At 64.4% G+C, this 22,164-nt stretch carries 14 protein-coding genes; 5 read left to right on the top strand and 9 right to left on the bottom strand.

Annotation, left to right across the window (positions count from 1 at the left end; genetic code table 11):
• Positions 1-120: 120 nt before the first annotated feature.
• The gene (locus LQ232_RS08145) at positions 121-1,245 is read left to right on the top strand and encodes an SUMF1/EgtB/PvdO family nonheme iron enzyme (RefSeq protein WP_230179823.1); all 1,125 of its coding nucleotides are present in this window, start codon (positions 121-123) and stop codon (positions 1,243-1,245) included.
• A 7-nt stretch (positions 1,246-1,252) separates the two neighbouring features.
• Here LQ232_RS08145 and LQ232_RS08140 read toward each other — a convergent pair whose 3' ends face one another.
• Together LQ232_RS08140 and LQ232_RS08135 are read right to left on the bottom strand one after the other, a co-directional pair.
• The gene (locus LQ232_RS08140; protein WP_230179822.1) at positions 1,253-3,655 is read right to left on the bottom strand and encodes a hypothetical protein; all 2,403 of its coding nucleotides are present in this window, start codon (positions 3,653-3,655) and stop codon (positions 1,253-1,255) included.
• 137 nt (positions 3,656-3,792) lie between these two features.
• Positions 3,793-6,837 (bottom strand): type VI secretion system Vgr family protein, encoded by a 3,045-nt coding sequence (locus tag LQ232_RS08135; RefSeq protein ID WP_230179821.1) that lies wholly within the window; start codon positions 6,835-6,837, stop codon positions 3,793-3,795.
• 265 nt (positions 6,838-7,102) lie between these two features.
• Here LQ232_RS08135 and rpe point away from each other — a divergent pair, with 265 nt between their 5' ends.
• Positions 7,103-7,786: a ribulose-phosphate 3-epimerase gene (rpe, locus tag LQ232_RS08130; protein WP_230179820.1), complete on the top strand. Its 684-nt coding sequence runs from the start codon at positions 7,103-7,105 to the stop codon at positions 7,784-7,786.
• A 71-nt stretch (positions 7,787-7,857) separates the two neighbouring features.
• Positions 7,858-9,015, top strand: a complete 1,158-nt coding sequence (locus tag LQ232_RS08125; protein WP_230179819.1) for a pyridoxal phosphate-dependent aminotransferase — start codon at positions 7,858-7,860, stop codon at positions 9,013-9,015.
• Here the strand turns inward: LQ232_RS08125 and LQ232_RS08120 are convergent.
• On the bottom strand, positions 9,005-9,598 hold the full coding sequence (locus LQ232_RS08120; RefSeq protein WP_230179818.1) for a Crp/Fnr family transcriptional regulator: 594 nt from the start codon (positions 9,596-9,598) through the stop codon (positions 9,005-9,007). The two genes, LQ232_RS08125 and LQ232_RS08120, sit on opposite strands and share 11 nt — an antisense overlap.
• A 61-nt stretch (positions 9,599-9,659) precedes the next feature.
• Between LQ232_RS08120 and LQ232_RS08115 the strand changes: the two genes are divergently transcribed.
• Complete coding sequence (locus tag LQ232_RS08115) at positions 9,660-11,105, top strand: aldehyde dehydrogenase family protein (RefSeq protein WP_230179817.1); 1,446 nt, start codon at positions 9,660-9,662, stop codon at positions 11,103-11,105.
• Between the two features lie 4 nt (positions 11,106-11,109).
• Here the strand turns inward: LQ232_RS08115 and LQ232_RS08110 are convergent, their stop codons facing one another.
• From LQ232_RS08110 to LQ232_RS08100, 3 genes are all read right to left on the bottom strand, one after another.
• Positions 11,110-13,698, bottom strand: a complete 2,589-nt coding sequence (locus tag LQ232_RS08110; protein WP_230179816.1) for a response regulator — start codon at positions 13,696-13,698, stop codon at positions 11,110-11,112.
• Positions 13,699-13,796: 98 nt separating this feature from the next.
• Positions 13,797-15,125 (bottom strand): Hsp70 family protein, encoded by a 1,329-nt coding sequence (locus LQ232_RS08105; protein ID WP_230179815.1) that lies wholly within the window; start codon positions 15,123-15,125, stop codon positions 13,797-13,799.
• A gap of 45 nt (positions 15,126-15,170) precedes the next feature.
• A complete protein-coding gene (locus LQ232_RS08100; protein WP_230179814.1) occupies positions 15,171-16,175 on the bottom strand; it encodes an AraC family transcriptional regulator in 1,005 nt (334 codons plus the stop codon).
• 161 nt (positions 16,176-16,336) lie between these two features.
• Between LQ232_RS08100 and LQ232_RS08095 the strand changes: the two genes are divergently transcribed.
• Positions 16,337-17,884, top strand: coding sequence for an NAD(P)/FAD-dependent oxidoreductase (locus tag LQ232_RS08095; RefSeq protein WP_230179813.1), 1,548 nt, complete (start codon positions 16,337-16,339; stop codon positions 17,882-17,884).
• On the opposite strand, the gene LQ232_RS08090 is transcribed toward LQ232_RS08095, so the two are convergent.
• Genes LQ232_RS08090 through LQ232_RS08080 form a run of 3 tightly spaced genes read right to left on the bottom strand, consistent with a single transcriptional unit; the run spans position 17,860 to position 22,137 of the window.
• Positions 17,860-18,945, bottom strand: coding sequence for a lipocalin-like domain-containing protein (locus LQ232_RS08090; RefSeq protein ID WP_230179812.1), 1,086 nt, complete (start codon positions 18,943-18,945; stop codon positions 17,860-17,862). The two genes, LQ232_RS08095 and LQ232_RS08090, sit on opposite strands and share 25 nt — an antisense overlap.
• Positions 18,945-21,485 (bottom strand): ABC transporter permease, encoded by a 2,541-nt coding sequence (locus LQ232_RS08085; protein ID WP_230179811.1) that lies wholly within the window; start codon positions 21,483-21,485, stop codon positions 18,945-18,947. Before LQ232_RS08085 ends, LQ232_RS08090 begins: the two co-directional genes overlap by 1 nt.
• Positions 21,475-22,137: an ABC transporter ATP-binding protein gene (locus LQ232_RS08080; protein WP_230179810.1), complete on the bottom strand. Its 663-nt coding sequence runs from the start codon at positions 22,135-22,137 to the stop codon at positions 21,475-21,477. Before LQ232_RS08080 ends, LQ232_RS08085 begins: the two co-directional genes overlap by 11 nt.
• Between the last annotated feature and the right edge of the window lie 27 nt (positions 22,138-22,164).

The raw sequence follows: 22,164 nt of genomic DNA, 5'->3' as shown, positions 1-22,164 counted from the left end.
TCGTTCACGGTGGACTGCGGGTGAAGCTGAGCCCGTGCGACACGCTTGGTGACAAGCGAGCATCGTGAATGTCGGTACCATCATGGCCAAATCAGTGCGGAACCGAGTTACAGGGTGGACATGAAGATCAACGTTAAGAACATGAGCCAGTGGATCGCACTAGTGGCCATGGCCCACAGCTTGGTGGCGTGCAGCCAAACAGTACCGACTGCCAAGACGGCTGTAGAACCAGTCGGGGGCCATGCCGCAGGCTCAACTGGGGCCTTGTCCAAGTCAGAAGCACCCACGCTGGCCACCGTCAAACCGCCAGCCGTCCCCAAGATCAATCACCACTTCATCAGCGAGAAGAAGCTGGCCGCATTGCCCGTGCCGCAACAGCCACCAGAACTGGCCAAGGCTTTGGCAGACTTGCAAACCGGCACGCTGGATGAGCGCAAGGCACGGCTCAAGGCCAAGGTTCTCGCCGACATGGTCTATGTGCGGGGGGGCAGCTTCATGCGGGGTGACTTCGCCAAGCTCATGGGCATTGAAGGTGTGACCCGCATGACCTACAACGAGGACGACAAGGTGGTCAAGGAGATCACGCTCAGTGATTTCTGGATCGGCAAGTACAAGACCACCTACGCGGAATTTGATGTTTTCACGGATGCGACGGGAAGGTCGAGGACCGGGATCGGGTATAGCTACGTTCATAGGCACCCCACCATTCCCGCCCGCGCCTACTGGCAGGAGGCCAAGGACTACTGTCAATGGCTGGGTAGGCTGACTGGCCTACCGATTGACCTGCCGACCGAAGCGCAATGGGAGTATGCAGCCCGCAGTCGCGGGCAGTTTTTCATGATCCCAACGGATGACGGGTCCATTGAATATGGGCGAAACGTGCCTTACGGAAAGCAAGCACGATTGCTATCACCGGTGGAGAGCATGGATCGTTATCCGATCGCCCTCTTTCCTGCGAATCCACTTGGTTTGTTTGATATGAGCGATAACGGTCAAGAATGGGTTAATGACTGGTATGCGGAAGATGCGTATGCCAAGGCGGAGAACCGAGACCCGAAAGGCCCGATCAGCGGTGCACGCAAAGTCACTCGTTCTTGGGGCGGGGATAGCCTCAAAATTGGCGTCGCCGTCTGGCGACGCTCTGCGGAACCTAAACCGGTTGAGAAAAATGAGGAAACAGGTAAGCTGGAGCCAGGCTCATCAGCTTACATGCCGGCTTTGCGTTGCGCGGTTAATCCACGCTGACCAAACCCTAGCCCACGTTGCTGTAGAAGCCACCCGTGGTGGATGCAAACAACGGGTGATCCTGCTGCGTGCCATCTCGCAGTAATGTGTAGCCGGGGTCCGAACTGGCAAGAGCTGCCTGGCCGCGCACCGGCTCCTCCATCAACGTGGGCAGCACGGCTTCATACCACCGCTCGAAATCACCGTTCATAGCCAGCATGTCCACTCGGCCGGCTGGCCCCATGGCGATAAAGTGAGAATCAAAGCTGCTACGTACCATGTTCTGGAAGTCATCTTGATATTGCGTGCGGGTACCGGGCACGTCAAATCCACGTGGGCCTTCGGCTGCGAAGAAGCGCTTGAGTTCACCGAGATTGCTTTGCAGGCTGGCCCTAGCTCCCTCCGGGCCGATGTGCTGAATAACGTTTTTCAGATCGTTGCCGATATGCGCTTGTCGAAGAACAGTCAGCACGGCCTTGCGCTGGGTTGGCAGGTAATTGCTGCCTAGCCCACCTCCATCTAAGGCCCAGCTCACTGCACCGAAGCGGGTGAGCTGGTAAATTAGCATGCCCTTGCTTTCGGGCGTGGTGAAGCGAACGCGCGTAGGGTCGGCCAAGATGCGTTGAGCTAGAGCCAGAGTTTCCGCTTCTTTGCGCAACTTGGCGTCCAACTGTTCTACAGTTTTCGAAAGGCTGGTTTGAACGCTATCCAGTTGCCTGCCAAAGTACGCCGACACCTCGCACCCTTCGACGACAAGTAGATAGCCTAAGTACTTCAATGCCTCGAAAGCTTCGTCGGCAATAAACGCCAAGCTCCTGAACCCCGCATTGAGCAGGTTGTAGTACATCCAGTACACAAAGCTTGCCAGTTGTTTGGCTCCCACGGCGAGGGTCACGGTGCCCTCCGCACCCAAGCCGAAGCAAATGCCCGCGTGCGCCGTGATGCGGAAGATGCCATCCACATACTCGATGTTGAGCTTGGCTTCCCCTGCGATGCCAACCATGCCTTGCAGTTCAGGCGCGATGCTGGCAAATATTTCGAACTTCTTGTCCTTGTTGTGTGGGTTGCGCCACTCAACAGCGCCTTTGATGCCGAGCCCGCCCTTGGCGCCAGCAAAGAAATTCACTTCTGCTGCCACCCCGGCCGTGTTCTTCCAGTCGTCGGCTTGCCCTGTCACATCCACTGCATTGCTGCGTTTGGCCTTTTTTCGAGAGCCTTTTAGCCTGGGCATCTTGCCGCTCTTGGTCTTGCCGTCCACATCGGCAGTTTCAAGGTCCTTCATCTCCACGCCGATGGACACTTCGCCTGCCAGGCTTACGCCCACCACACCCTTGAGTTCGGCGCTGCAAGCCAAGCGGATGGCGCCCAGGTCGTACTTGCCGGTGTCTGCGCTCTTGCCCTTGGCTAGATCGGTGATCTGTTCCAGATCGAGGTAGTACAGCATCACCCCTTCTTTGCTGGGCAAGTAGAGGTTGCCGCCAACCTTGCCTTCGGCAAAGGCCACCTCAACGCCCCCTTCCGCCTTGATGTTCACATTGCCCTTGAGGGGCGCAAGCTCTCCGCTGAGGCTGCCGCCACTGTAGTAGCGCATGGCGGCCGCTTCAGCGCTGAAGTCCACGTCCCCCAACTGAGTGTCCCCCCACACCAACTTGCCTTCGCCACTGGCTTGCAGGTTGGCGTTCCATTTCTCCAGAGCTTCAGGTCCCAACGTGCCGACATTGCTGACCTCCAGCTTGACGAAGTCACTGCTGGAGAGTTTCGCGGCCATCACCTGTTCACCCAGGTAGTGCTTGAGCTTGCTGCGGTCAACTTTGCGTTTGCCGCTGGCGTCAGGTTTGTAAACGTCGGCCCATTTCACACCAGCCGCCTTTTTATCCTTGAACTTGGGCCAGTTCTTCGTCTTGAGCGTGTCTGAATTGACATAACGCAGAGGCCCCAGCCCGCGGTACCGGGCTTCCTGCTCAAAGCGGCTCTTGATCCCTGCCGCACCTTTGACCTCCCACTTTTTGGAAAGATCAAGGCCCTTGCGCTTCCACTCGCCATTGTCCTTCCCGGCCTCGGCCTTGTAGGGCTTGTCACCGGCCTTGTCCATCAAGGGCATCATCTCGATCAAGGTCTTGCCGGTGCTGCCCAACTTGTCCAGCACTTGCATTTCCTTTCTGGTCGCTTCGGTCGCATTTTCGCGCCATTCGATGGCGAAACGCTGTGCTTGCCGGGCATCCTTTTCGATGTCTTGCATGATGCTCATAGGAGCCTGGGCTTTGGCCGACGCAATCAAAAGCAGGCGTTCGTCGGCCAGCGCCAACACCTCATTGGCCAGCAACTGTTCATGCATCAGCCGGTTCCATTTGTCGAACTCGTTGTGCAAGCCCGGCACGTCCTGGGCCGGCACCGCATAGACCTCACCCGTGTCCAAACGCAGGTAGGTCATGGGCTCAGGCGCCACAGAGACCGGGACCTGACTTCCCTTGGTGGTGTTGACGGTGCCTTCACCCAAGGCTGGCGGACATTCAGAGGTCAAAGGGGCTGTCATGTTTGATGATTTGGTCTGGGCTTGGAATGCAAGGCTCAATGGCCCCAGTGAATCGTGAGCTTCTCGGCTTTGGCGCTGGTGACGCGAATGGTTCGCCCCTGCTCATCCGTCACGCCGGTGGCCACGACTTTGCCTTGAGGGTTTTCAATGCGGTAGGGCGTGCCCGCCAGCGGAACTGAAGTAATTTGGTCTTTCAGCACAAACTGCTCATCGAATAACTGCTTGCTCTTGGCCAAGCTGACATCGCTGGCCGAGGCCGAACTGCCCCCCGTCAACTCCTTCATCGCCCCCCTGAACGCCGCAGTCCCACTCGTCCCCACCTCAATGTCCCCACCTTCGATCTTGATGTAGCTCCCGCCCCCATTCAGCACGATCTTGTTGGGCGCGGTGATGACGACGCTGCCCGCGGTGCTTTGCAAATCAATGCCCTTCTCCGCCGTCAAGGTGAAGCGATCGCTCTGCGCCTGGGTGTTCACATTGCCGCTGGCCGCGTGCAGCTTCAAGCCAATGTCTTGCACCGCGCGCTGCCCATCCTTGGCCTCGCCGCGGGTGAACAAACTGATGCCATCCTTCACCGCCCAAGCAGCATGCCGCTGGCTCAGCAGATTGGCATCCTGCCCGGTGGTGATCGTGGCGGTCTGCCCTGCGCTGATGACAGTGTGGGCCGGTGTGGCGCTGCTGATGGCAGCCACGGCGCTCAAGACCAGGTCGGGACGTTCGGTGATGGGGATGCTGCCATGGCCGCCATCGATGGCCAGGATGGCGCCCTCCTCCCCTGAAGCATCAGCCCGCTGATCATCGCCGCCCGAGGACTGTGTGCCTTTCAAACTGGCCAGCGCGGCCTGCAAGGCCTTGTGCGCGTTGAGCTGTTCGGCGGCGGGCTCATTGGGCAGTTTGGCCAAATGGGTCTGCGCGTTTTCGCTCAAGGATTTGACCATCTCCGCATGGTTTTGCAGCTGGCTTTGGGCCTCGCGCATTTGGGTGGGCTGGCCTTGCGAGCCACTGGTGCCACCGGCCCGGCCAAAGGTGCTGATGTGCAAACCACTGCCAGCGCGCACCGCGCCTTGCGCTTGCGTGTGCAGTTCCAGGCCATGGCCGCGTCGCGCCAGGCGTTGGTTGTCGTTCTGTTGCAGCAAGTGACCGATCTGCAGCCAAGTCTGGCTTTGGGTGGTGTGTGCCAGCACACGGCCTTGGCCCGGGGTGTCGTCAAACACCAGTTGGTTATGGCAGCCACCGCCGCTTTGGCTGGTGTCCAGCGCTTGGCTTTTGAAGCCGCTCAAAGTCGCAGTGTGGGCATGGCCTTCTTGCTCACCATGCCGCTGGTCGCCCGGGAACCACGCTGGCGCATTGCCGCTGGCTTGGGCCGCGCCCGCATTCACTTCATTGCCTTGCGCATTGCCCGAGCCCTGGCCGTTGTAGGCTGCCCCGATCACCACGGGCCGGTCGATGTCGCCTTCCAAAAAGGCCACCACCACTTCCTGGCCCAAGCGAGGGATGAAGCTGATGCCCCAGTTGGCGCCGGCCCAGCCTTGCGCCACGCGCACCCAGGTGCCCGAGGCATCGGAGGCGGGGGCGTTGTCGGCATCGGACGTGGGCGAGGTGTGGCCCAGGCGGTGGCTGCTGTTGGCCCCACGTTGCCAGTGGAACTGCACTTTGATGCGGCCATCGCGGTCGGTGTGCACGGGCTCGCTCAGGCCCACCACCAATGCGGTTTGCGTGCCATCCACCGAAGGACGCGGGTGCAGTCGGCAGCCCTGCTCATCCACCAGCAAGGGGCGAACGGGGATGCTGACGCGTTGCGCGGTGAACCGTGCTTCGTACAAGGGCTCGTCGCTGGCGTTGGCCTGTGGGCGCTTGGACAAGGGTGCAAGGTGGCCCAGCAGGTGCTGCAGGCCGGCTTGCGCATCAGCGCTGAGGTTGTTGCGCGCCCGGTGCGTCACGCTCAGTACGACGAAGCGGTTGGCATCCTCGCCAGCCGAGGCCATGTCCATGTCGTGCTCGCTGTGCTCGCGCAGGACAAAGGTGGTGGCGGGCGCCAAAGTGCGCACTGTGCCGCGCCCATGGAACTGCTTGCGGCGGGCTTCCAGCGCTTGCAGTTGGGCTGTGGCCAGGCGTTGCGCTTCAGCAGGCGTTTCGAAAGCGTAGACGCCGGGTTGGTCGTGGTGCGCCAAAGAAAATGGCTGTGCGTGACCAGCATCGACCTGCGCGCTGGCGTGGTGGTTGTCCACGCTGCGGTAGTCCCAGCTGGCCAGGCTCAGGCTGGAGGTGCCCACGCGACGGTGGCCATGCCATTGAGTGATGCTGTCTTCCTTCATCACCGTGCCGGCCTGCGTGAAGCGGATGCTGGGCTGTGCATTGGGCTTGAGCGCGCCGTTGTGGTCGGCGATGACCAGCGTGTGGCTGCCCAGCGTGGCTGGATCGCCTGGGTTGCCGGTGTGCTCCCACCAGCAGAACAGGCCGTTGTCCGCCAGCAGCCGGTTCACGAAATCCAGGTCGGACTCGTTGAACTGGCTCAGGGTGGACAGCACCGGGTAGGCGGTGGGCTCGGCGATCTCGAGGCGATGCGCGGCGTGCAGCGCGCCTTGGCCCACGTAGTCGGCGAACACGGCCTCCAGGATGCGGAGCACGCTCAGGTTCTGGAAGGTCCACGAATCAACGCGGGCGCGAAGGAAAGCCAACCAAGGTTCAATGATGAGCTGGTAGCGGGCGTAGCCGCCGTCGGAGCCCAACAGGCGGAACTCGGTGACGTGGCCGTGAAAGGGGCGCAGTGCGGTGCGGCTTTGCGCGGTGAGCAACTCCAGCAGCACGGGTTGGCCGAGCAGGTCGGGGGCCTGCAGGTGGGCGTTGCGGCTCAGGGCCAGCAGTTCGATGCGGTCAGGGGCGCCGCCACCAGCCGGGCCGATGGTTTGTGTGATCTCGGCGCGCTCGGCCATCAGCACATCGGGGCCCAAGGGGGTGTGCAGCCGCAACAGGCGCGTGTGCTGTCGCGCGCCGAGTGACGACAAGTCGGCCAACAGTGAGTCGAACAAGTCGTGCGCGGCGCTGGCCAAGGAGCTTGGCAAAGCGGAGAGGTCGGTCATGCGGGAGTCCCTGAATTCTTGTGGCGCCCGGTGCAGCAAGGCAACGGCGCAGAGTCGGGAAGTTATCGCAAAACCAGTCCGTGAATCGGGGCCAACCCCCGCATGGGGGCCTGCGTGGCGGCCCAAAAGTGCAAGCAAATGTTGCGATCTGAGCGCATGCGGGCCCTGTTCATCAGAAGTTCAAGGCGGACGCCCTGGCCGAACTGCCCAGTCTCCATAAAATGCAGGCCTGACCTTCAACCGGCCTTTGACGAGGTCCTTGCCCATGTCGCGCACCTTCCGCATCGCCCCCAGCCTCTTGTCCGCCGACTTTGCCCGCCTGGGCGAGGAGGTCCGCCACGTGATCGACGCGGGCGCCGACTGGATCCACTTCGACGTGATGGACAACCATTACGTGCCCAACCTGACCTTCGGGCCGATGATCTGCCAGGCGCTGCGCAAGCACTCGGTGAAGGCCGATGGCACCAAGGTGCCGATCGACGTGCACCTGATGGTGCAACCGGTCGATGCCCTGGCCCAGGCCTTTGCCAAAGCGGGCGCCGACATCATCACCTTTCACCCCGATGCCAGCGCGCACGTGGACCGCACCTTGCAGCTGATCAAGGCCGAAGGCTGCCAAGCCGGCCTGGTGTTCAACCCCGCTGCGCCGCTGGACGTGTTGGAGTGGGTGCTCGACAAGGTGGACGTGGTGCTGCTGATGAGCGTGAACCCCGGCTTCGGTGGCCAGAGCTTCATCGACAGCACGCTGCGCAAGGCCGAGAAGGTGCGCAAGATCATTGACGCCTCGGGCCGCGACATCCGCCTGGAGATCGACGGTGGCGTGAAGGTGGACAACATCCGCCGCGTGGCCGACAGCGGCGCCGACACCTTCGTGGCGGGCAGCGCCATCTTCGGGCAGAAGGATTACAAGGCGGTGATTGACGCGATGCGGGCGGAATTGGCGGGCTAAGTTGGCACGCTGAGCCAGCGCGCTGTAACGGCTGCACACGTGGCGTGAGACGCCGCGGCTATGCTGGGCGCATGCCGTCCACGCCTTTCCCCCTCGAGTCCCGCCTGCCGCAAGTCGGCACCACCATCTTCACCGTGATGTCGGCCCTGGCGCAGCAGCATGGCGCCATCAACCTGTCGCAGGGCTTCCCGGATTTCGACGCGCCGCGCGAGCTGCTGGATTTGCTGGACCAGCACGCGCGTGCCGGCCACAACCAGTACGCGCCCATGGCGGGTGTGCCGGTGCTGCGCGAGGCCATCGCGGCCAAGGCCCAGTCGTTGTATGGCGCCACCTACGATCCGGACACCGAGGTCACCGTCACCGCCGGGGCCACGCAGGCCATTTTCACGGCGGTGGCCAGCCTGGTGCGCAAGGGCGACGAGGTCATCGTGTTCGAGCCGGTGTACGACAGCTATGGCCCGGCGATTGAACTGAATGGCGGCAAGGCGGTGTACGCGCGCCTGGCCTTGCCCGACTACAAGCCCGACTGGGCCCAGGTCAAGAAGCTGATCAACAAGCGCACGCGCATGATCATCATCAACTCGCCGCACAACCCGACGGGCGCGGTGTTGTCGAGCGATGACATGTTGGCGCTGCAGGCCTTGGTCAAGGACACCAACATCGTGGTGCTCAGCGACGAGGTCTACGAGCACATGGTGTTCGATGGCGCACGCCATGAAAGCGTGATGCTGTACCCCGGCCTGGCCGAGCGCAGCTTCGTGGTGTCCAGCTTTGGCAAGACTTACCACATCACCGGCTGGAAGATCGCCTACTGCCTGGCCCCGCGCGAGTTGATGGCCGAGTTCCGCAAGGCCCACCAGTTTGTGGTGTTCACGGTGCACGCGCCGTCGCAATATGCCCTGGCGGATTTTTTGAAGAAGCGCGATTGGTATGCCGAGCTCCTGGCGCTGTACCAAGGCAAGCGCGACATCTTCCGGCAGGCGATCTCCGGCTCGCGCTTTGAATTGATGCCGTGCCAGGGCACCTACTTCCAGTGCGTGAAGTACGGCGCCATCAGCGGCGAGGGCGACCGTGCTTTCGTCGAGCGGCTCACCACCGAGCATGGTGTGGCGGCGATCCCTGTGTCGGCCTTCTACAAGAACCAGGACGACTTTGGCGTGATCCGCTTTTGCTTCGCCAAGTCGGCGGCCACGCTCGAAAAGGCGCTGGACCGCTTGATCAGGCTTTGAGCCGCCCCCGGATGCGGCTGAGGGAGACCGGCGTCACGCCCAGGTAGCGCGCCAGGTCCTTCTGCGGCACGCGTTGCGCCAAACCGGGGTGCGTGCGCACGAAGGCCTCGTAGCGCTGGGGCGGGGTCAAGGTCAGCAGATCGCGCTCGCGCAGCTCTTTGCGGGTGGCGTAGTCTTTCCAGCCGCTGAGCAAGGCCTGTTGCCAGGCTTGTTTCTGGCTGGCCGTCTGCTCCAGCCAGGGGTAATGCAGGCGCTCAAGCTCGCAGGCTTCAAGCGCTTCGCAGGCGTAGCTGCTCAGGCCGCCCACCAAGGCGGTGAGGCTGCAGAAGAAGGCGCCTTCGGCCACGAAATCCTGCACCCACTCGTCGCCATTGGCTCCCCGGTACAAGAGCTTGAGGCAACCTTGGCGCACCACGTACAGGTAAGGGTGCGGCCGGCCGATCTCGAACAGCACCTGCCCCTTGTCCAGGCTCATCAGGTGGATGTGCTCCTCGGCGTCGTCGGGCCAGGGCACCTCGCCGCCGGCCAGGGCGCACAGCACGCGCCAGCTGAACAGGTCGGTCTTATCGAAGGTTAATGACATGGTGCGTGCGGTGCCCGAGCATGGCGCCATCGATCACAAAACCGACAGTATGACCATGAACATGGCTGACCCACCGCAGCTGGCCGACAGCCCGACCGACTGGATCGACGAGACCTTCGCCGCGCAATGGCCGGCCTCGCTGGCCTTGCGTCAATCGACGGCGGCGCAACGCATTGCCAAGTTGCGCCGTTTCGCCGACGCGCTGATCGCCCGGCGGTCGGCCTGGTACGAGGCCTTCGCGCAGGACTTCTCCAAGCCGCCGGCCGAGGTGGAATCGACCGAGCTGTTGCCCGTGATCGAAGAAGTGCGCCATGCGGTGAACCACCTGCGCCGATGGATGAAACCCGTGCGCGTTCGTGCGACCTGGTTGACGCTGGGCACGCACTCGCGCATCGAGGCTCAGCCACGCGGCCGCTGCCTGATCCTGGGGCCCTGGAACTACCCGGTCAACACGGTGTTGTGCCCCTTGGTCTCGGCCATCGCGGCGGGCAACACGGTGATGGTCAAGCCGTCGGAGTTGACGCCCGCGGTGTCCCGGCTGGTGGGCGAGCTGATCGCCGAAGTCTTTTCGCCCGACGAAGTGGTGGTGGTGCCGGGCGGTGTGCGCACGGCCCAGCACTTGTTGGGCTTGCCTTTCGATCACATCTTCTTCACCGGTTCGCCCGCCGTGGGCAAGCTGGTGATGAAGGCCGCGGCCGACCACCTCAGCTCGGTCACGCTGGAGCTGGGTGGCCAGTCGCCCGTGATCGTGGACGAGACGGCGGACTTGCAAAAGGCGGCCGAGGTGGTGATGTGGGGCAAGCTGATCAACCTGGGCCAATCGTGCGTGGCCCCGGACCATGTCTTCGTGCACCGCAGCGTGCGCGTGGCGTTCGTGCGGGCTTGTGCCGAGGTGGTGCGTGCACGCTTTGGCCACAGTGGCGCTGATCAGCAGGCCAGCCCTGATCTGGCCCGCATCATCAACCTGCGGCACACCGGGCGGATTGCACAGCTGGTGTCGCAGGCTGAGCAAGCGGGCGCGACGATGGCCCTGGGCAGCCCGGTCGACCATGAGCGGCGTTTCATCCCGCCCACCTTGCTGACCGACCTGCCGGCCAGCGCCGAGATCCTGGACGAAGAGATCTTCGGCCCGGTGCTGCCCATCATCGACTACGACTCGCTGGACGAGGTGATCGCGCGCATCAACGCCAAGCCCAAGCCGTTGGCACTTTACATCTGGAGCCGGCGCGAGGCGATCACGCGGCGCCTTGTCGATGAAACCAGTTCAGGCGGCGTGTGCGTGAACCACTGCATGCTGCATTACGTGCATGGCGGCCTGCCCTTTGGCGGCGTCAACAACTCGGGCATGGGCAGCTCGCACGGGCACTTCGGCTTCAAGGCTTTTTCGCATGAACGTGCCGTGCTCAGGGCCGGCTGGACCTTGCCGGCGCGTTTCATGTTCCCTCCCTACACGCCTTTCAAGAGCCGCCTGGTGCAAGGCTTGGTCGAGGTGTTGCGGCGGCTTTGACGGGCTATGGCGGGAGCCAGCGGTCCAGGGCGGCCCACAGCTGCGGCAGCCGGATCGGCTTGGCGATATAGTCGTTCATGCCACAGGCCAGGCAGCGTTCGCTGTCCTCGCGCATGGCGTTGGCCGTCATCGCGATGATGGGCAGCTGCGCCTTGTCAACCTGTTGGCGGATCTCGACCGTCGCGGTGATGCCGTCCATCACCGGCATCTGCATGTCCATGAGGACGAGGTCATAAGCTTCGGACAGGACTTTCTGGACGCCGATCTGGCCGTTCTCGGCAAAGTCCACGGTCGCGCCCAGACTGGCCAGCAGCTCGCTCATGAGCATCTGGTTCAAGGGGGTGTCTTCCACCACCAGGATGCGCGAGCCCCGCGCCTTGTCCTTCAAGGACTGGTCAGCCTCGGTGGGCAGTGCTGCCACTGAAGGCGTGTGGTGCCGTCCGCCCACCACCACGCTGACGATGTCGCGGAGCATGGCCGCGTGCACAGGCTTGATCAGCACGTGCTCAAGGCCCTCCTGGCGCGCTTGCTCGATCAATTGGTCGTGGCCATAGTTGGACAGCAGGACCACCTGGGGCGGTGCTGGCAACGCGCGGATCTGCAGGGCCGTGTCCACGCCCGCCAGGCCGGGCATTTGTGCATCGATCAGGGCCAGCACAAAAGGCCGGCCTGAATGGGCGGCCTGCTCGGCGGCTTCCAAAGCCTGCTCGCCCGTGGCCGCGTTGCTGACCTCGAAGCCCTGCTGGCTGAGCATGTCGTGCAGTGCCTGGCGGGTACGGGCATTGTCGTCCGCGACAAGTGCGCGTTGCCCCGGGAATGGCGGCTTGGTCGGGCGCGCTTCGTCCGGGCCGACTTCCAGTGCCACCGTGAACCAGAAGGTGCTGCCCGTGCCGAGCACGCTGTCCACGCCCACCTGGCCGCCCATCTGCTCGGCCAGGTGTTTGGAGATCACCAAGCCCAGCCCCGTGCCGCCATATTTGCGGGTGATGGAGGTGTCGGCCTGCTGGAAGCTCTGGAACAGCCGGGCCTGCTGCTCTGCGCGCAGGCCGATGCCGGTGTCGCGCACCTCGAAGCGCAACTGCACTTGCCGGTCTTGGCGCTGGTGAACGCGCACGCTGATGCCCACCTCGCCTTGCTCGGTGAACTTGATGGCGTTGGAGCCATAGTTGAGCAGCACCTGCCCGATGCGCAGGGCATCGCCCACCAGGTGGGCGGGTACGTCGGGCGCCACGTCCAGGATCAGTTCCAGGTTCTTGCTGCTGGCCATTTCGACCAGTTGGGCGCAGATGTTGACCAGCAGTTGTTCCAGCTCAAAGGCGCGGTGCTCGATGTCCAGCTTGCTGGCCTCGATCTTGGTGAGGTCCAGGATGTCGGTGATGATGCCCATCAGGTGGTCGCTGGCCCCGGCGATCTTTTGCAGGTAGTCCCGCTGCTGGGGTTTGAGCTCGGTCTTCAGGGCCAGGTGCGTCAGCCCGATGATGGCGTTCATCGGGGTGCGGATCTCGTGGCTCATGTTGGCCAGGAAATCCGACTTGATGCGCGCGGCGGCCTCGGCCACTTCCTTGGCCTGGCGCAGGGCCTGCATGGCTTCCCGCTCGGTGGTGATGTCTTCGATGATGCCCAAGGTGCCGCGGTCAGGGTGGTCCTTGTCGATCAGGCGGGCACTGATCCGGCCCCAGAACAAGGTGCCATCCTGTTTCACGAGCTGCTCTTCGCGCACGTGCGTTTCGCCCGTCATCATCTGCGCGTAGACCTTGTCGCCGGCGGCCAGGTAAGCCTCTTCGCTGGGGTAGAAAATGCGGGTGGGTTGGCCTGCCAGCTGGCCGGGCGCCATGCCCAAAATCTCTTCCATGCGCCGGTTGCATCGCATGATCACCCGGCCGCGCAACAGCCCGATGCCCACCGTGGCCGCGTCAAACAGGGCCTGCTGCTCGATGTTGGCCTTGCGCAGCGCATCGGCCACTTCGGCCAGTTGCGCCGTGCGTTCGTTCACCAGCTCCTGCAGGTGGTGGCGCAAGCCTTCCAGTTCCTGGGCGGCGATCTTGCGTTCGGTGATGTCGCGCGCCACGCCCAGCACACCAATGGGCTGGCCTTGCGCGTCAAAGACCGGGGCTTTCAGGGTCTCGAACAATCGGGCTTCTGCCTCGCCGTGGAACTTCAACCATTCCTCGTTGGCGCGGGGGGCCCCTGCGACCAGGGCCAGGCGGTCCTGTTCACGGAACAGGTCGGCCTGTGCCTTGTCGGCGAAGTCGTGGTCGGTCTTGCCGATGATCTCGGCCTCGGTGACCCCGAAGAGCCGCTCGATGCCGGGGTTGCAGGCCATGAAGACGCCGTCCACGCTTTTGAGCCATACCAGATCAGGGATGTTGTTCACCAGGGTCTGCAGGTGCGCCTTTTGCAACAGGGCTTCGGCGGTGCGCCGCCGCACGACGTGGCGCAAGCTGGTGATCCACGCCAGCAGCAAGAAGCCCAAGCCCAGGAGCACGAGCACGCCAATGCCCAACTGCTGCGCGTAGGGGGTCAGGTCCATGGGCTTGTCGACCTGCGGAGCGGCCGTGGCCGAGCAGGCCAGCGCGCACAGCCACGCGGTCAAGAGCACTCTGCTTATCCTGAAAAGTGCAACGAAGCAGCGCGTCAACGGCACAAAAAAGGTCTCCCCACGCCTGTGTTGATGGCGCTTTGTAGTGTGACTTACGGGCCTCGTCCGAACAAGCGACCCGCGTGCAAACCCAGGCCGGTGGCCACCGAAGCCAGGCGGTCGCCGCGCACCGCGCGGGTTCCGGGGAAGGCCGCTTCGAGTTGGTCGGTCAGCAGCTTCAGGCCAGTGGAGCCGCCCGTGAAATACAGCGCGTGGATGTCCGAGGGCTGCAGACCGGCCATGCGCACCGTGTCCAGCGCACAGGCCGTGATGCGGGCCAGGTCTTCGCGGAAGGCCTGCTCGGCTTGCGCTTCCGTCAAGGGTGAATGCAGGCCGGCTTCGATGATGGACAGGTCGATGTCGAAATCACCCCCGGCGGCCACGGCGATCTTGGCGGCCTCGGCGCTGCCCACCAGGGCGTGGCCCAGGCGGTCGTTCACCACTTTCATCAGGCGCTTGAACTGGGTCTGGTCGGCGTAGAAGCCGCTCATGCTTTTCAGCTCGGCCACGCGCGGGGCCTGGTAGACGTTGTTGATCAGGTGCCAGGTGGCCAGGTCGAAGTAGACGCGGCTGGGGACGGGGCGCGGCGGTTGGCCACCGATGCTGGGGCCCATGCCGCCGTGGCCCAGGGGCGGCATCACGCAAGACAGGGAGACGCGGCGGTCGAAGTCGGTGCCGGCCACGTGCACGCCGTGGCTGGCCAGGATGTCGCTGCGGCGGTCGAGCAGGGCGGCACGCTGCGGGCCCACGCGCACCACCGAGAAGTCGGAGGTGCCGCCGCCAATGTCGGCCACCAGGGCAAGCTCTTCGCGCGTGGCCTGCTGCTCGTAGTCGAAGGCGGCCGCGATCGGCTCGTACTGAAAGGCGACATCCTTGAAGCCCACGGCATGGGCGGCGGCGGCCAGCGAGGCCTGGGCCTGCGCGTCGCGTTCAGGGTCGTCGTCCACGAAGAAGACAGGGCGGCCCAGCACCACGTGGCTGAGCACCTGGCCGCTGGCGCGCTCGGCGCGGCTGCGCAGGTGGTGCAGGTAGCCGGTGATGATGTCGATGTACTTGACGCCGAAACCGTGGCCCAGGTCGGTGGTCTGCTCCACCAGCGGGCTGCCCAGGATGCTCTTCATGGAGCGCATCAGGCGGCCTTCGTAGCCTTCGATGTAGGCCTGCACGGCGGCGCGGCCAAAGGTGCGGGGCAGCTCGGCGCCAGCGCGGCCGGTGGCCTTTTCAAAACCGCTGGGCAGGTCATCGCTGTCGGTGCAGTAGAACACCGCCGTGGGCATGGTCAGGTTGTCACCTTCCAGCGGCACCAGGCGCATGCCCTGCTCGGTGGGGATGGCGATGGCCGAATTGGAGGTGCCGAAGTCGATGGCGCAATAACTACTCAAGGGGCGGTTTCTCTGGCGGGGCGGACGGGGCGCACACTGTATCAGTCAGGGGCGGCTTCGGAAAGCGGCGGGCGTTTTGCCGCTCCAGCGCTGGAAGGCGTGGATGAAAGCGGCGGACTCAGCATAGCCCAGCTCCTGGGCAATCGCTTCGATCGACAACGTGGTGCTCTGAAGCAGGTGCTGCGCCTTGTCGTAACGCACACGGCTCAACAGGTCGCGGAAGTTGTGGCCTTCTTCGCTCAACTGGCGCCGCAAGCCGCGCTCGGACAACTGGAAGGAGCGGGCCACCTCTTCCGCGCTGGGGTAGCCCTGCGTGAACATCGCCAGGTGGGCCTGTACCCGGTCGCTCAAGGTGCTCAGCGACACGTTCTGCGCCACCAGCTGCTGCTCGCACATGGCCCGGTACATGCCATGGGCCACGAGGTCGGCCGAGGCAAAACGCAGTTGCAGGTACTCGTTGCGCATCCACAGGCGGGCCACAGGTTCGCCAAAGCGCACGGGACAGCCGAAGTGGGCTTCATAGGTGGCGGCCTCGGGCGGGCGCGGGTAGGGCATGTCGATGCGCTCGGCCCGCAGGTCCAGGCCCAGCGAGGCCTGCAGGTCGCGCATCATCTTGTAGGTGCCCGAGACCTCGCCATCCACCCGGAAGCGAAACACCTTGGCGGGCATGGGCAAGGGATCGAGCACCAGGGCGCTGAGCTGTTCGCCGGGTTCGAAGCGCAGGGTGCCGTAGTTGTAGGTCAGTCGCTGGTAGCGGATGCCCATCTGAAAGGCTTCGTAGGCGTTGGGGCAGGTCAGCAGAAGCATCACCAGCGGCCCGTAGCCCGCCAGGTTGTAGAACTGCCCAAGGCGCAATCCGATGGTCGGGTCGTGCAGGTGCTGGGCCAGATCGGCGTAGATGCGCAACTCGCGGGCGCGGTCGATGGGCGTGCCGGGGTTCAGCTGTTCCAGAACAAGCCCGTGCCGCGCCAGCACGGGCGCGGGATCTTCGCCCAGCTGCTGCAGGCCTTGCAGCATGTAGATGAGGCCCAGGACGGGACGTGTACCCATGGTGTGCTTGGTTTGATCTGCGTCAAGGCGCGGCACGGTGGGGCGGAGGCAGCACCCGTTTGGCCGAAATAATCAATTGGACGGGCAAATCTAGCATGGCGGCCCGGGCAGCGCCCACGCACCATGGCCTGGCGTTCGGAGACAAATCAACAAGGTGCCGCATGACTTCACAGAACACGACCATTTCCTCCTCCCCCCGTCCCCGCCAGGTTGAAGTGGCGATCGCCGGCGTCGGCTTTGGCGGCTTGTGCATGGCGGTCAAGCTCAAGATGGCCGGCATCCACGACTTCGTGATCCTGGAAAAAGCCGGCGAGGTGGGCGGCACCTGGCGCGACAACACCTACCCGGGCGCCGAGTGCGATGTGCAGTCGCACATGTACTCGTACTCGTTCGAGACCAAGCCCGACTGGACCAAGCGCTATGCCCCCTGGGACGAGATCCAGCAATACATCCTGCACGTGACCCAGAAGTACGGCATCCGCCCGCACATTCATTTCAACCAGGAGGTGATCAGCGCGGTGTTCAATGAAGGCACGGGGCGCTGGACCATCAAGACCGCGGGTGGCGAGGTCATCAGCGCGCGCCATTGGGTGCTGGCCTCGGGCCCGCTGCACGTGCCGGCCTTCCCCGACATCAAGGGGCTGGACACCTTCAAGGGCAAGGTGATGCACTCGGCCCAGTGGGACCATGGTTACGACCTGCGCGACAAAACGGTGGTGTCCCTGGGCAGCGGCGGCAGCGCCATCCAGTACGTGCCGGAGATCGCGCCCCTGGTCAAGAAGCTGCACGTGTTTCAGCGCACGCCAGCCTGGGTCATCCCGCGCGACACGCGCAAGTACTCCGAGTTCCGCAAGAAGCTATTCGCGGCCCTGCCCATCACGCGCACGCTGCACCGCTGGCGTTGTTACTGGACCAACGAGTCGCGTGTGTGGCCCATCTTCAATCCCTGGATGGCGCGCATTGGTGGCTCGGCGCTCAAGAAGTTCATTGCGCACCAGGTGAAAGACCCGGCCCTGGTCAAGAAGCTCACGCCCGACTACACCCTGGGCTGCAAGCGCATCCTCATTTCCAACAAGTGGTACCCCACCTTCAACCGCCAGAACGTGGAGCTGGTGACCAACGGCATCCAGGAAATCCGCGAGCACAGCATCGTCACCCGGGATGGCGTGGAGCGGCCCATGGACTGCCTGATCCTGGGCACCGGTTTCATCGTGGACCCGCGCATCTACATGAAGAACTTCGAGATGCGTGGCCGCCATGGACATACCTTGCAGGAAGACTGGAAGACCAGCCCCACGTCTTACCTGGGCATCACGACGGCCAACTACCCCAACATGTACCAATTGGTGGGGCCGCACACCGGGCTGGGCCACAACTCCATCATCTTCATGATCGAGGCGCAGGCGGATTACATCGTCAAGTGCATTCAGCTGGTCAAGGCCAAGGGCGTGGACTACCTGGATGTGAAGCCCGCCGCCATGACGCGCTTCCTGGGCGAGGTGACGCAGGCGCTCAAGGGCACGGTGTGGTCGTCAGGCTGCAAGAGCTGGTACCAGACCGCCGAGGGCATCAACTTCGCGATCTGGCCCAACTCGACCTGGAAGTACTGGCTGCAAACGCGCAGCATCAACGAGTCGGATTACGAGTTCGTCAAATGCGTGGCCACTGCGCCTGTGAGCGTGCCTCAAAGCACCATGGGGTTGGCGTAGCCGGTCATCTCCAGGTAGCCCTCGCCGACCACGCGCTGGTCGGCGTCACGCAGTTCGCTCAAGCCTTCCCAGTAGACGGTGCCGGTGCTTTGCTGGCCGGCCAGTTCTTGAGCGTCGAGCAAGGCGCGCACGGTGAAGCGGCCGGCGGGGGTGTCCACCTGCCATTCGACCGGGTAGGTGGCGTGCGTGGCGGGGCTCTGCCAGGTGCGACCTGGGATGAAGCGAACCTCTTCAGGTTTGAAGATGCGGGCGGCTTGGCCAGGCGCGCGGAAGCTGCCGCCAGCCCATGAGGTCGAGCCATCGGCCCGGCGCACGCGAAAGGCCATCAACGCGCTGCCATCGCGCAGGTTCATGCCGATCCAGTCCCAGCCCACGGCGTCGGGGGCCAGCAAGCCTTCGCCGCACTCGTGGTCCATCCAGGCCTGGCCGGTGACGGCTTGCGCCTGGCCTTTCAAGGTGACCTCGCCGGTGACCGCCAGTTGTGGTTGCGAGTAGTAGCGGGTGGCCTGGCTGGGCAGAGGGCCTTTGCGCGAATAGCCGGCCTGGCCCTGCACCAGGGGTGCTTGTGTGCTGCGCATGTCCAGCTTGAAGCCAAATGACGTTGCCTTGACTTGCGCCTGGTAAAGGCTTTGCGTGGCGCTGCCGCTGCGTTGCAGGGACCAGTCTCGCAGGTACACGTGGGTGTCGGTCGTGCTGGCACCGGCCAGGCCCAGGCCTTCGCGGGCGATGCGCTGGTCGTGCAGCAACTGGCGGCTGGCCACGTCGGTGAGGGCGGCGTGCGCCAGGATCAATTGCTTCGCGGCGAACTGGCTGGGGTTGTCTTGGGCCGTGTCCACGCGCGATCGGAAGAACGTGACCTGGAAGCCCAGTGTTTGCCGATCCGCTGTGCGCAGGCGGCCGGTGATGTACCACCACTCGGTGCGGAACTCGGGGTGGGCGCCGAAGTCGCGCGGGAAGCGCAAGGCATCACCAGGTTTGATTTCGGGGTGGGCGGCGACAGCTGGCAGGGCCAGGTAGGTGCCCAGACTGCCCAGCGCTTGCAGGCAAAAGCGCCGGTCCATCACCAGTCCTCCTTCACCGCCATCACGGCATCGCGCGCGATGGCTTGTCGGCCCGCGACCAAAGCGGTCACCGTGCCGGCCAGCACCACGCCCAGGCACAGCAGGCCCAACCGATCCCAGGGTGCCAGCAGGTCCATGGTCCAGTGGAAGCTTTGCGGGTTGACCACCTCGACCAGCACCACGCTGACGGCCAGGCCCAGGCCCAGCCCCATCAAGGCGCCGATGCCAGTCAACACGAGCCCCTCGCCACCGACGATGCCCAGCACTTGCCTGGGCGTGAAGCCCAGGTGGCTGAGCAGGCCGAACTCTTTGCGCCGCGCCAGCACCTGTGCCGAGAAGCTGGCCGCCGTGCCGAACAGGCCGATGCCGATGGCCACGGCCTGCAGCCAGTAGGTGACGGCAAAGCTGCGGTCGAAGATGCGCAAGGTGGTCTCGCGGATCTGGCGTGGTTCGGCGAACTCGATCAAACCCCCCGCCAGGCCGCGCGCTTCTGCGGCACGGCGGATGGCGCTTTGCACGTCGGGCGTGCGCGCTTCGGGGGCCAGCCACAAAGCCAGGTCGTTGATGCCATGGTCGCCGGTCAAACGCTGGTAGTCGGCCTGGTCGATCATGATGGCGCCTTGCTGGCGCGCGTAATCACGCCACACGCCACGAACGAAAGCTTGAACGGGCGCCTGGCCCGCGCGCAAGGGCAGCAGCAAGGTGCGGCCCGGGGCGGCACCGTGCAGGTCCACCATGGCCTCGCTCACATAGATCGACACCTGGGCGGGCTTGGGCGGCAGCAGCTCGCCCACCAGGGGCAGGCTGCGGTCGGCTTGGCCCACCGGGCGCGACAGCAAGGCCACATCGCCCAGCGATGGGTTCAAGCTCAACGAGGTCACGCGGATGCCCACGGCGCGCTGCACGCCGGGCACTTGCCGCATGTCATCGAGCAGGTCCTGGCCCAGGTTCAAGGTGTCGCTGCCCGCGCCGCTGCTGGCGCGGGCATACAGGTCGGCGGGCAGGACCACGTCCAGCCAGGCGGTGACCGAACCCCGGAAGCTGGCCACCATCACCGTCAAGGCGACCGACAAACTCAGGCTGGCCACCACGCCTGCGATGGCCACCGTGGCGGTGTGCCGCATGCGCCGTGCGCGTTCAAACGCGAGCAGGGGCGCGGGCCGTTGCGGCGTGGGCCACAGGCTCAGTAGCAATCCCACCGTGCCAGGCACACAGGCGATGCCCCCCATCAACAGACAAGCCACGCTGAGGTAAGCCCACAGCGGCACACCGGCCACGGGCGGCAGCATGGCCAGCGCCACGCCCAGCAGCAACAGCACGGGGCCCGACCAGGGCAGGCGCGATGCGCGGTGCGTGTCGCCCAATCCCTTCAGGGCCTGGGCGGGCGGCAAGTCTTGCGCAGCCTGGGCGGGCAACCAGCCCCCCAGCATGGCGGCCAGCACACCCAGGCTGCCATACAGCGCGGCCGCCCAAGGCGACCACCGCAAGGTGGGCGCAATCCCCGGGAAGTAGCCGCCACCCAGGTCACCCGCCAACAACTTGAGCGCGGTGTAGGCAAGGCCTGTGCCCGCCGCGATGCCCAGCACCGAGCCCAACAGACCGATGGCGGCTGATTCGCACATCACCAATGCCAGCCGCTCACGCGCGCTCAGGCCCAGCACGCCCAGCAGCGCCAAGGACTGCTGCCGCTTGGCCACCGACAGCGACAAGATCGAGAACACCAGAAACGCGCCTGTGAACAGGGCCACCAATGCCAGCACCGTCAGGTTGACTCGGTAGGCGCGCGACACGTTGGACACCCGCTGCGTGGACTCGTCGCCCGAGTCACTGACCACCCCGTCGGGCAATTGCAAGGCTTTCAACACCTGCGCGGTTTGTGCCCCGCCCACCAGCTTGATGTCGATGCGGCTGAGCTGGCCCAGGGTGCCCAGCACGGTTTGCGCGCCCGCGATGTCCATCACGCCCAGTGCCTCACCGCCCGCGATGACCGCGCCCACCACACGCAGCTTCTTCAAGGCCAGGCCCGACTGCACTTGGATGGTGTCGCCGGCTTGCACCCCCAGCTTCTGGCGGGCCTGCGCGTTCAGTGAAATCGCCTCGGTGGCGAACAGCGCGAGGCGGTCCTCGCCTTTGGCCAGGTGGGGGATCATGGCGGGGGCCAGAGGCGCGGCCACCAGCGGGTCCAGCCCCAGGATTCTCAGCGACTGCTTCTGGCCACGCGGGCCGATGGCCAGCGTCGTCACCTCGACCACGGGGCTGGCCAAGGCCACATCGGGGTGTCGTGCCACACGCGGGTACAGCGATTCGTCAAAGCCTCCGCGGGCCGCCCGCAAACTCAGGTCAGCTTGCCCATTGACCGATCGCACCGCCGAGCTGAACTCGCTCAAGGCCGACTCGTTGATCAGGTGCACGGAAAACGCCAGCGCCACGCCTAGCAGCACGGCCAGCACCGCCGTGGCATGGCGCAGGCCATGGTGCCGCAGCTCCGGCCAGGAGAAATGACGCAACAGCGTCGCTACCGGCGAAGAATCAGGCCGCATCCTGCAAGCCTTGCCGGGTCAGGCGCAGCACGCGGTCGGCGCGTTGCGCGGCCGAGGGTGAATGAGTCACCATCACGCAGGCCGTTTGATGCGAGCGGATCTGGGCCACGAAGGCGCTCATCACTTTGTCGGCGGTTTCGGGGTCGAGGTTGCCGGTGGGTTCGTCGGCCAGCAGCAGCGCCGGTCGGTGGATCAGGGCGCGGGCGATGGCCACGCGCTGCAACTGCCCGCCAGACAGCTGTTGGGGCAGGCGTTCGCCCAGGCCGTCCAGCCCGACCGAGGCCAGTGCCTGAATCAAACGGCCTTCATACCCCGTGCTTTTGTTCTCGCCCAGCAGCATCAAAGGCAGGCCCACGTTCTGCGCCACGCTCAAATGCGGCAACACGTGAAAGGCCTGGAAGACAAAGCCCAGGTGCTGCCTGCGGAAATGCGCTTGCGCGGTCTCGTTCAGCGATTGCACGTCCGCGCCTTTCAGGGTGACATGCCCTTCGTCGGCCCGGTCCAGGCCCGCCAGGCAGTTCAGCAAGGTGGATTTGCCTACCCCCGATTCGCCCACGATGGCGACGAATTCGCCGGCTTGCACATGCAGATCGACGTGGGCGAACACGGGCTCGGGGCCATAACGTTTGGTCAAACCTCGAACTTCAAGCATGCGGATTCAGGGCCGGGAGCGAACGAA

Source organism: Aquabacterium sp. CECT 9606 (genome assembly GCF_918741295.1).
Classification (GTDB): domain Bacteria; phylum Pseudomonadota; class Gammaproteobacteria; order Burkholderiales; family Burkholderiaceae_C; genus Aquabacterium.
This window is presented reverse-complemented; position numbering and strand designations above follow the sequence as displayed.

Coding starts and splice junctions, on each gene's coding strand:
- LQ232_RS08145 (WP_230179823.1), top strand. CDS start 121: ATGAAGATCAACGTTAAGAACATGAGCCAGTGGATCGCACTAGTGGCC.
- LQ232_RS08140 (WP_230179822.1), bottom strand. CDS start 3,655: ATGACCTACCTGCGTTTGGACACGGGTGAGGTCTATGCGGTGCCGGCC.
- LQ232_RS08135 (WP_230179821.1), bottom strand. CDS start 6,837: ATGACCGACCTCTCCGCTTTGCCAAGCTCCTTGGCCAGCGCCGCGCAC.
- rpe (WP_230179820.1), top strand. CDS start 7,103: ATGTCGCGCACCTTCCGCATCGCCCCCAGCCTCTTGTCCGCCGACTTT.
- LQ232_RS08125 (WP_230179819.1), top strand. CDS start 7,858: ATGCCGTCCACGCCTTTCCCCCTCGAGTCCCGCCTGCCGCAAGTCGGC.
- LQ232_RS08120 (WP_230179818.1), bottom strand. CDS start 9,598: ATGTCATTAACCTTCGATAAGACCGACCTGTTCAGCTGGCGCGTGCTG.
- LQ232_RS08115 (WP_230179817.1), top strand. CDS start 9,660: ATGGCTGACCCACCGCAGCTGGCCGACAGCCCGACCGACTGGATCGAC.
- LQ232_RS08100 (WP_230179814.1), bottom strand. CDS start 16,175: ATGGGTACACGTCCCGTCCTGGGCCTCATCTACATGCTGCAAGGCCTG.
- LQ232_RS08095 (WP_230179813.1), top strand. CDS start 16,337: ATGACTTCACAGAACACGACCATTTCCTCCTCCCCCCGTCCCCGCCAG.
- LQ232_RS08090 (WP_230179812.1), bottom strand. CDS start 18,945: ATGGACCGGCGCTTTTGCCTGCAAGCGCTGGGCAGTCTGGGCACCTAC.
- LQ232_RS08085 (WP_230179811.1), bottom strand. CDS start 21,485: ATGCGGCCTGATTCTTCGCCGGTAGCGACGCTGTTGCGTCATTTCTCC.
- LQ232_RS08080 (WP_230179810.1), bottom strand. CDS start 22,137: ATGCTTGAAGTTCGAGGTTTGACCAAACGTTATGGCCCCGAGCCCGTG.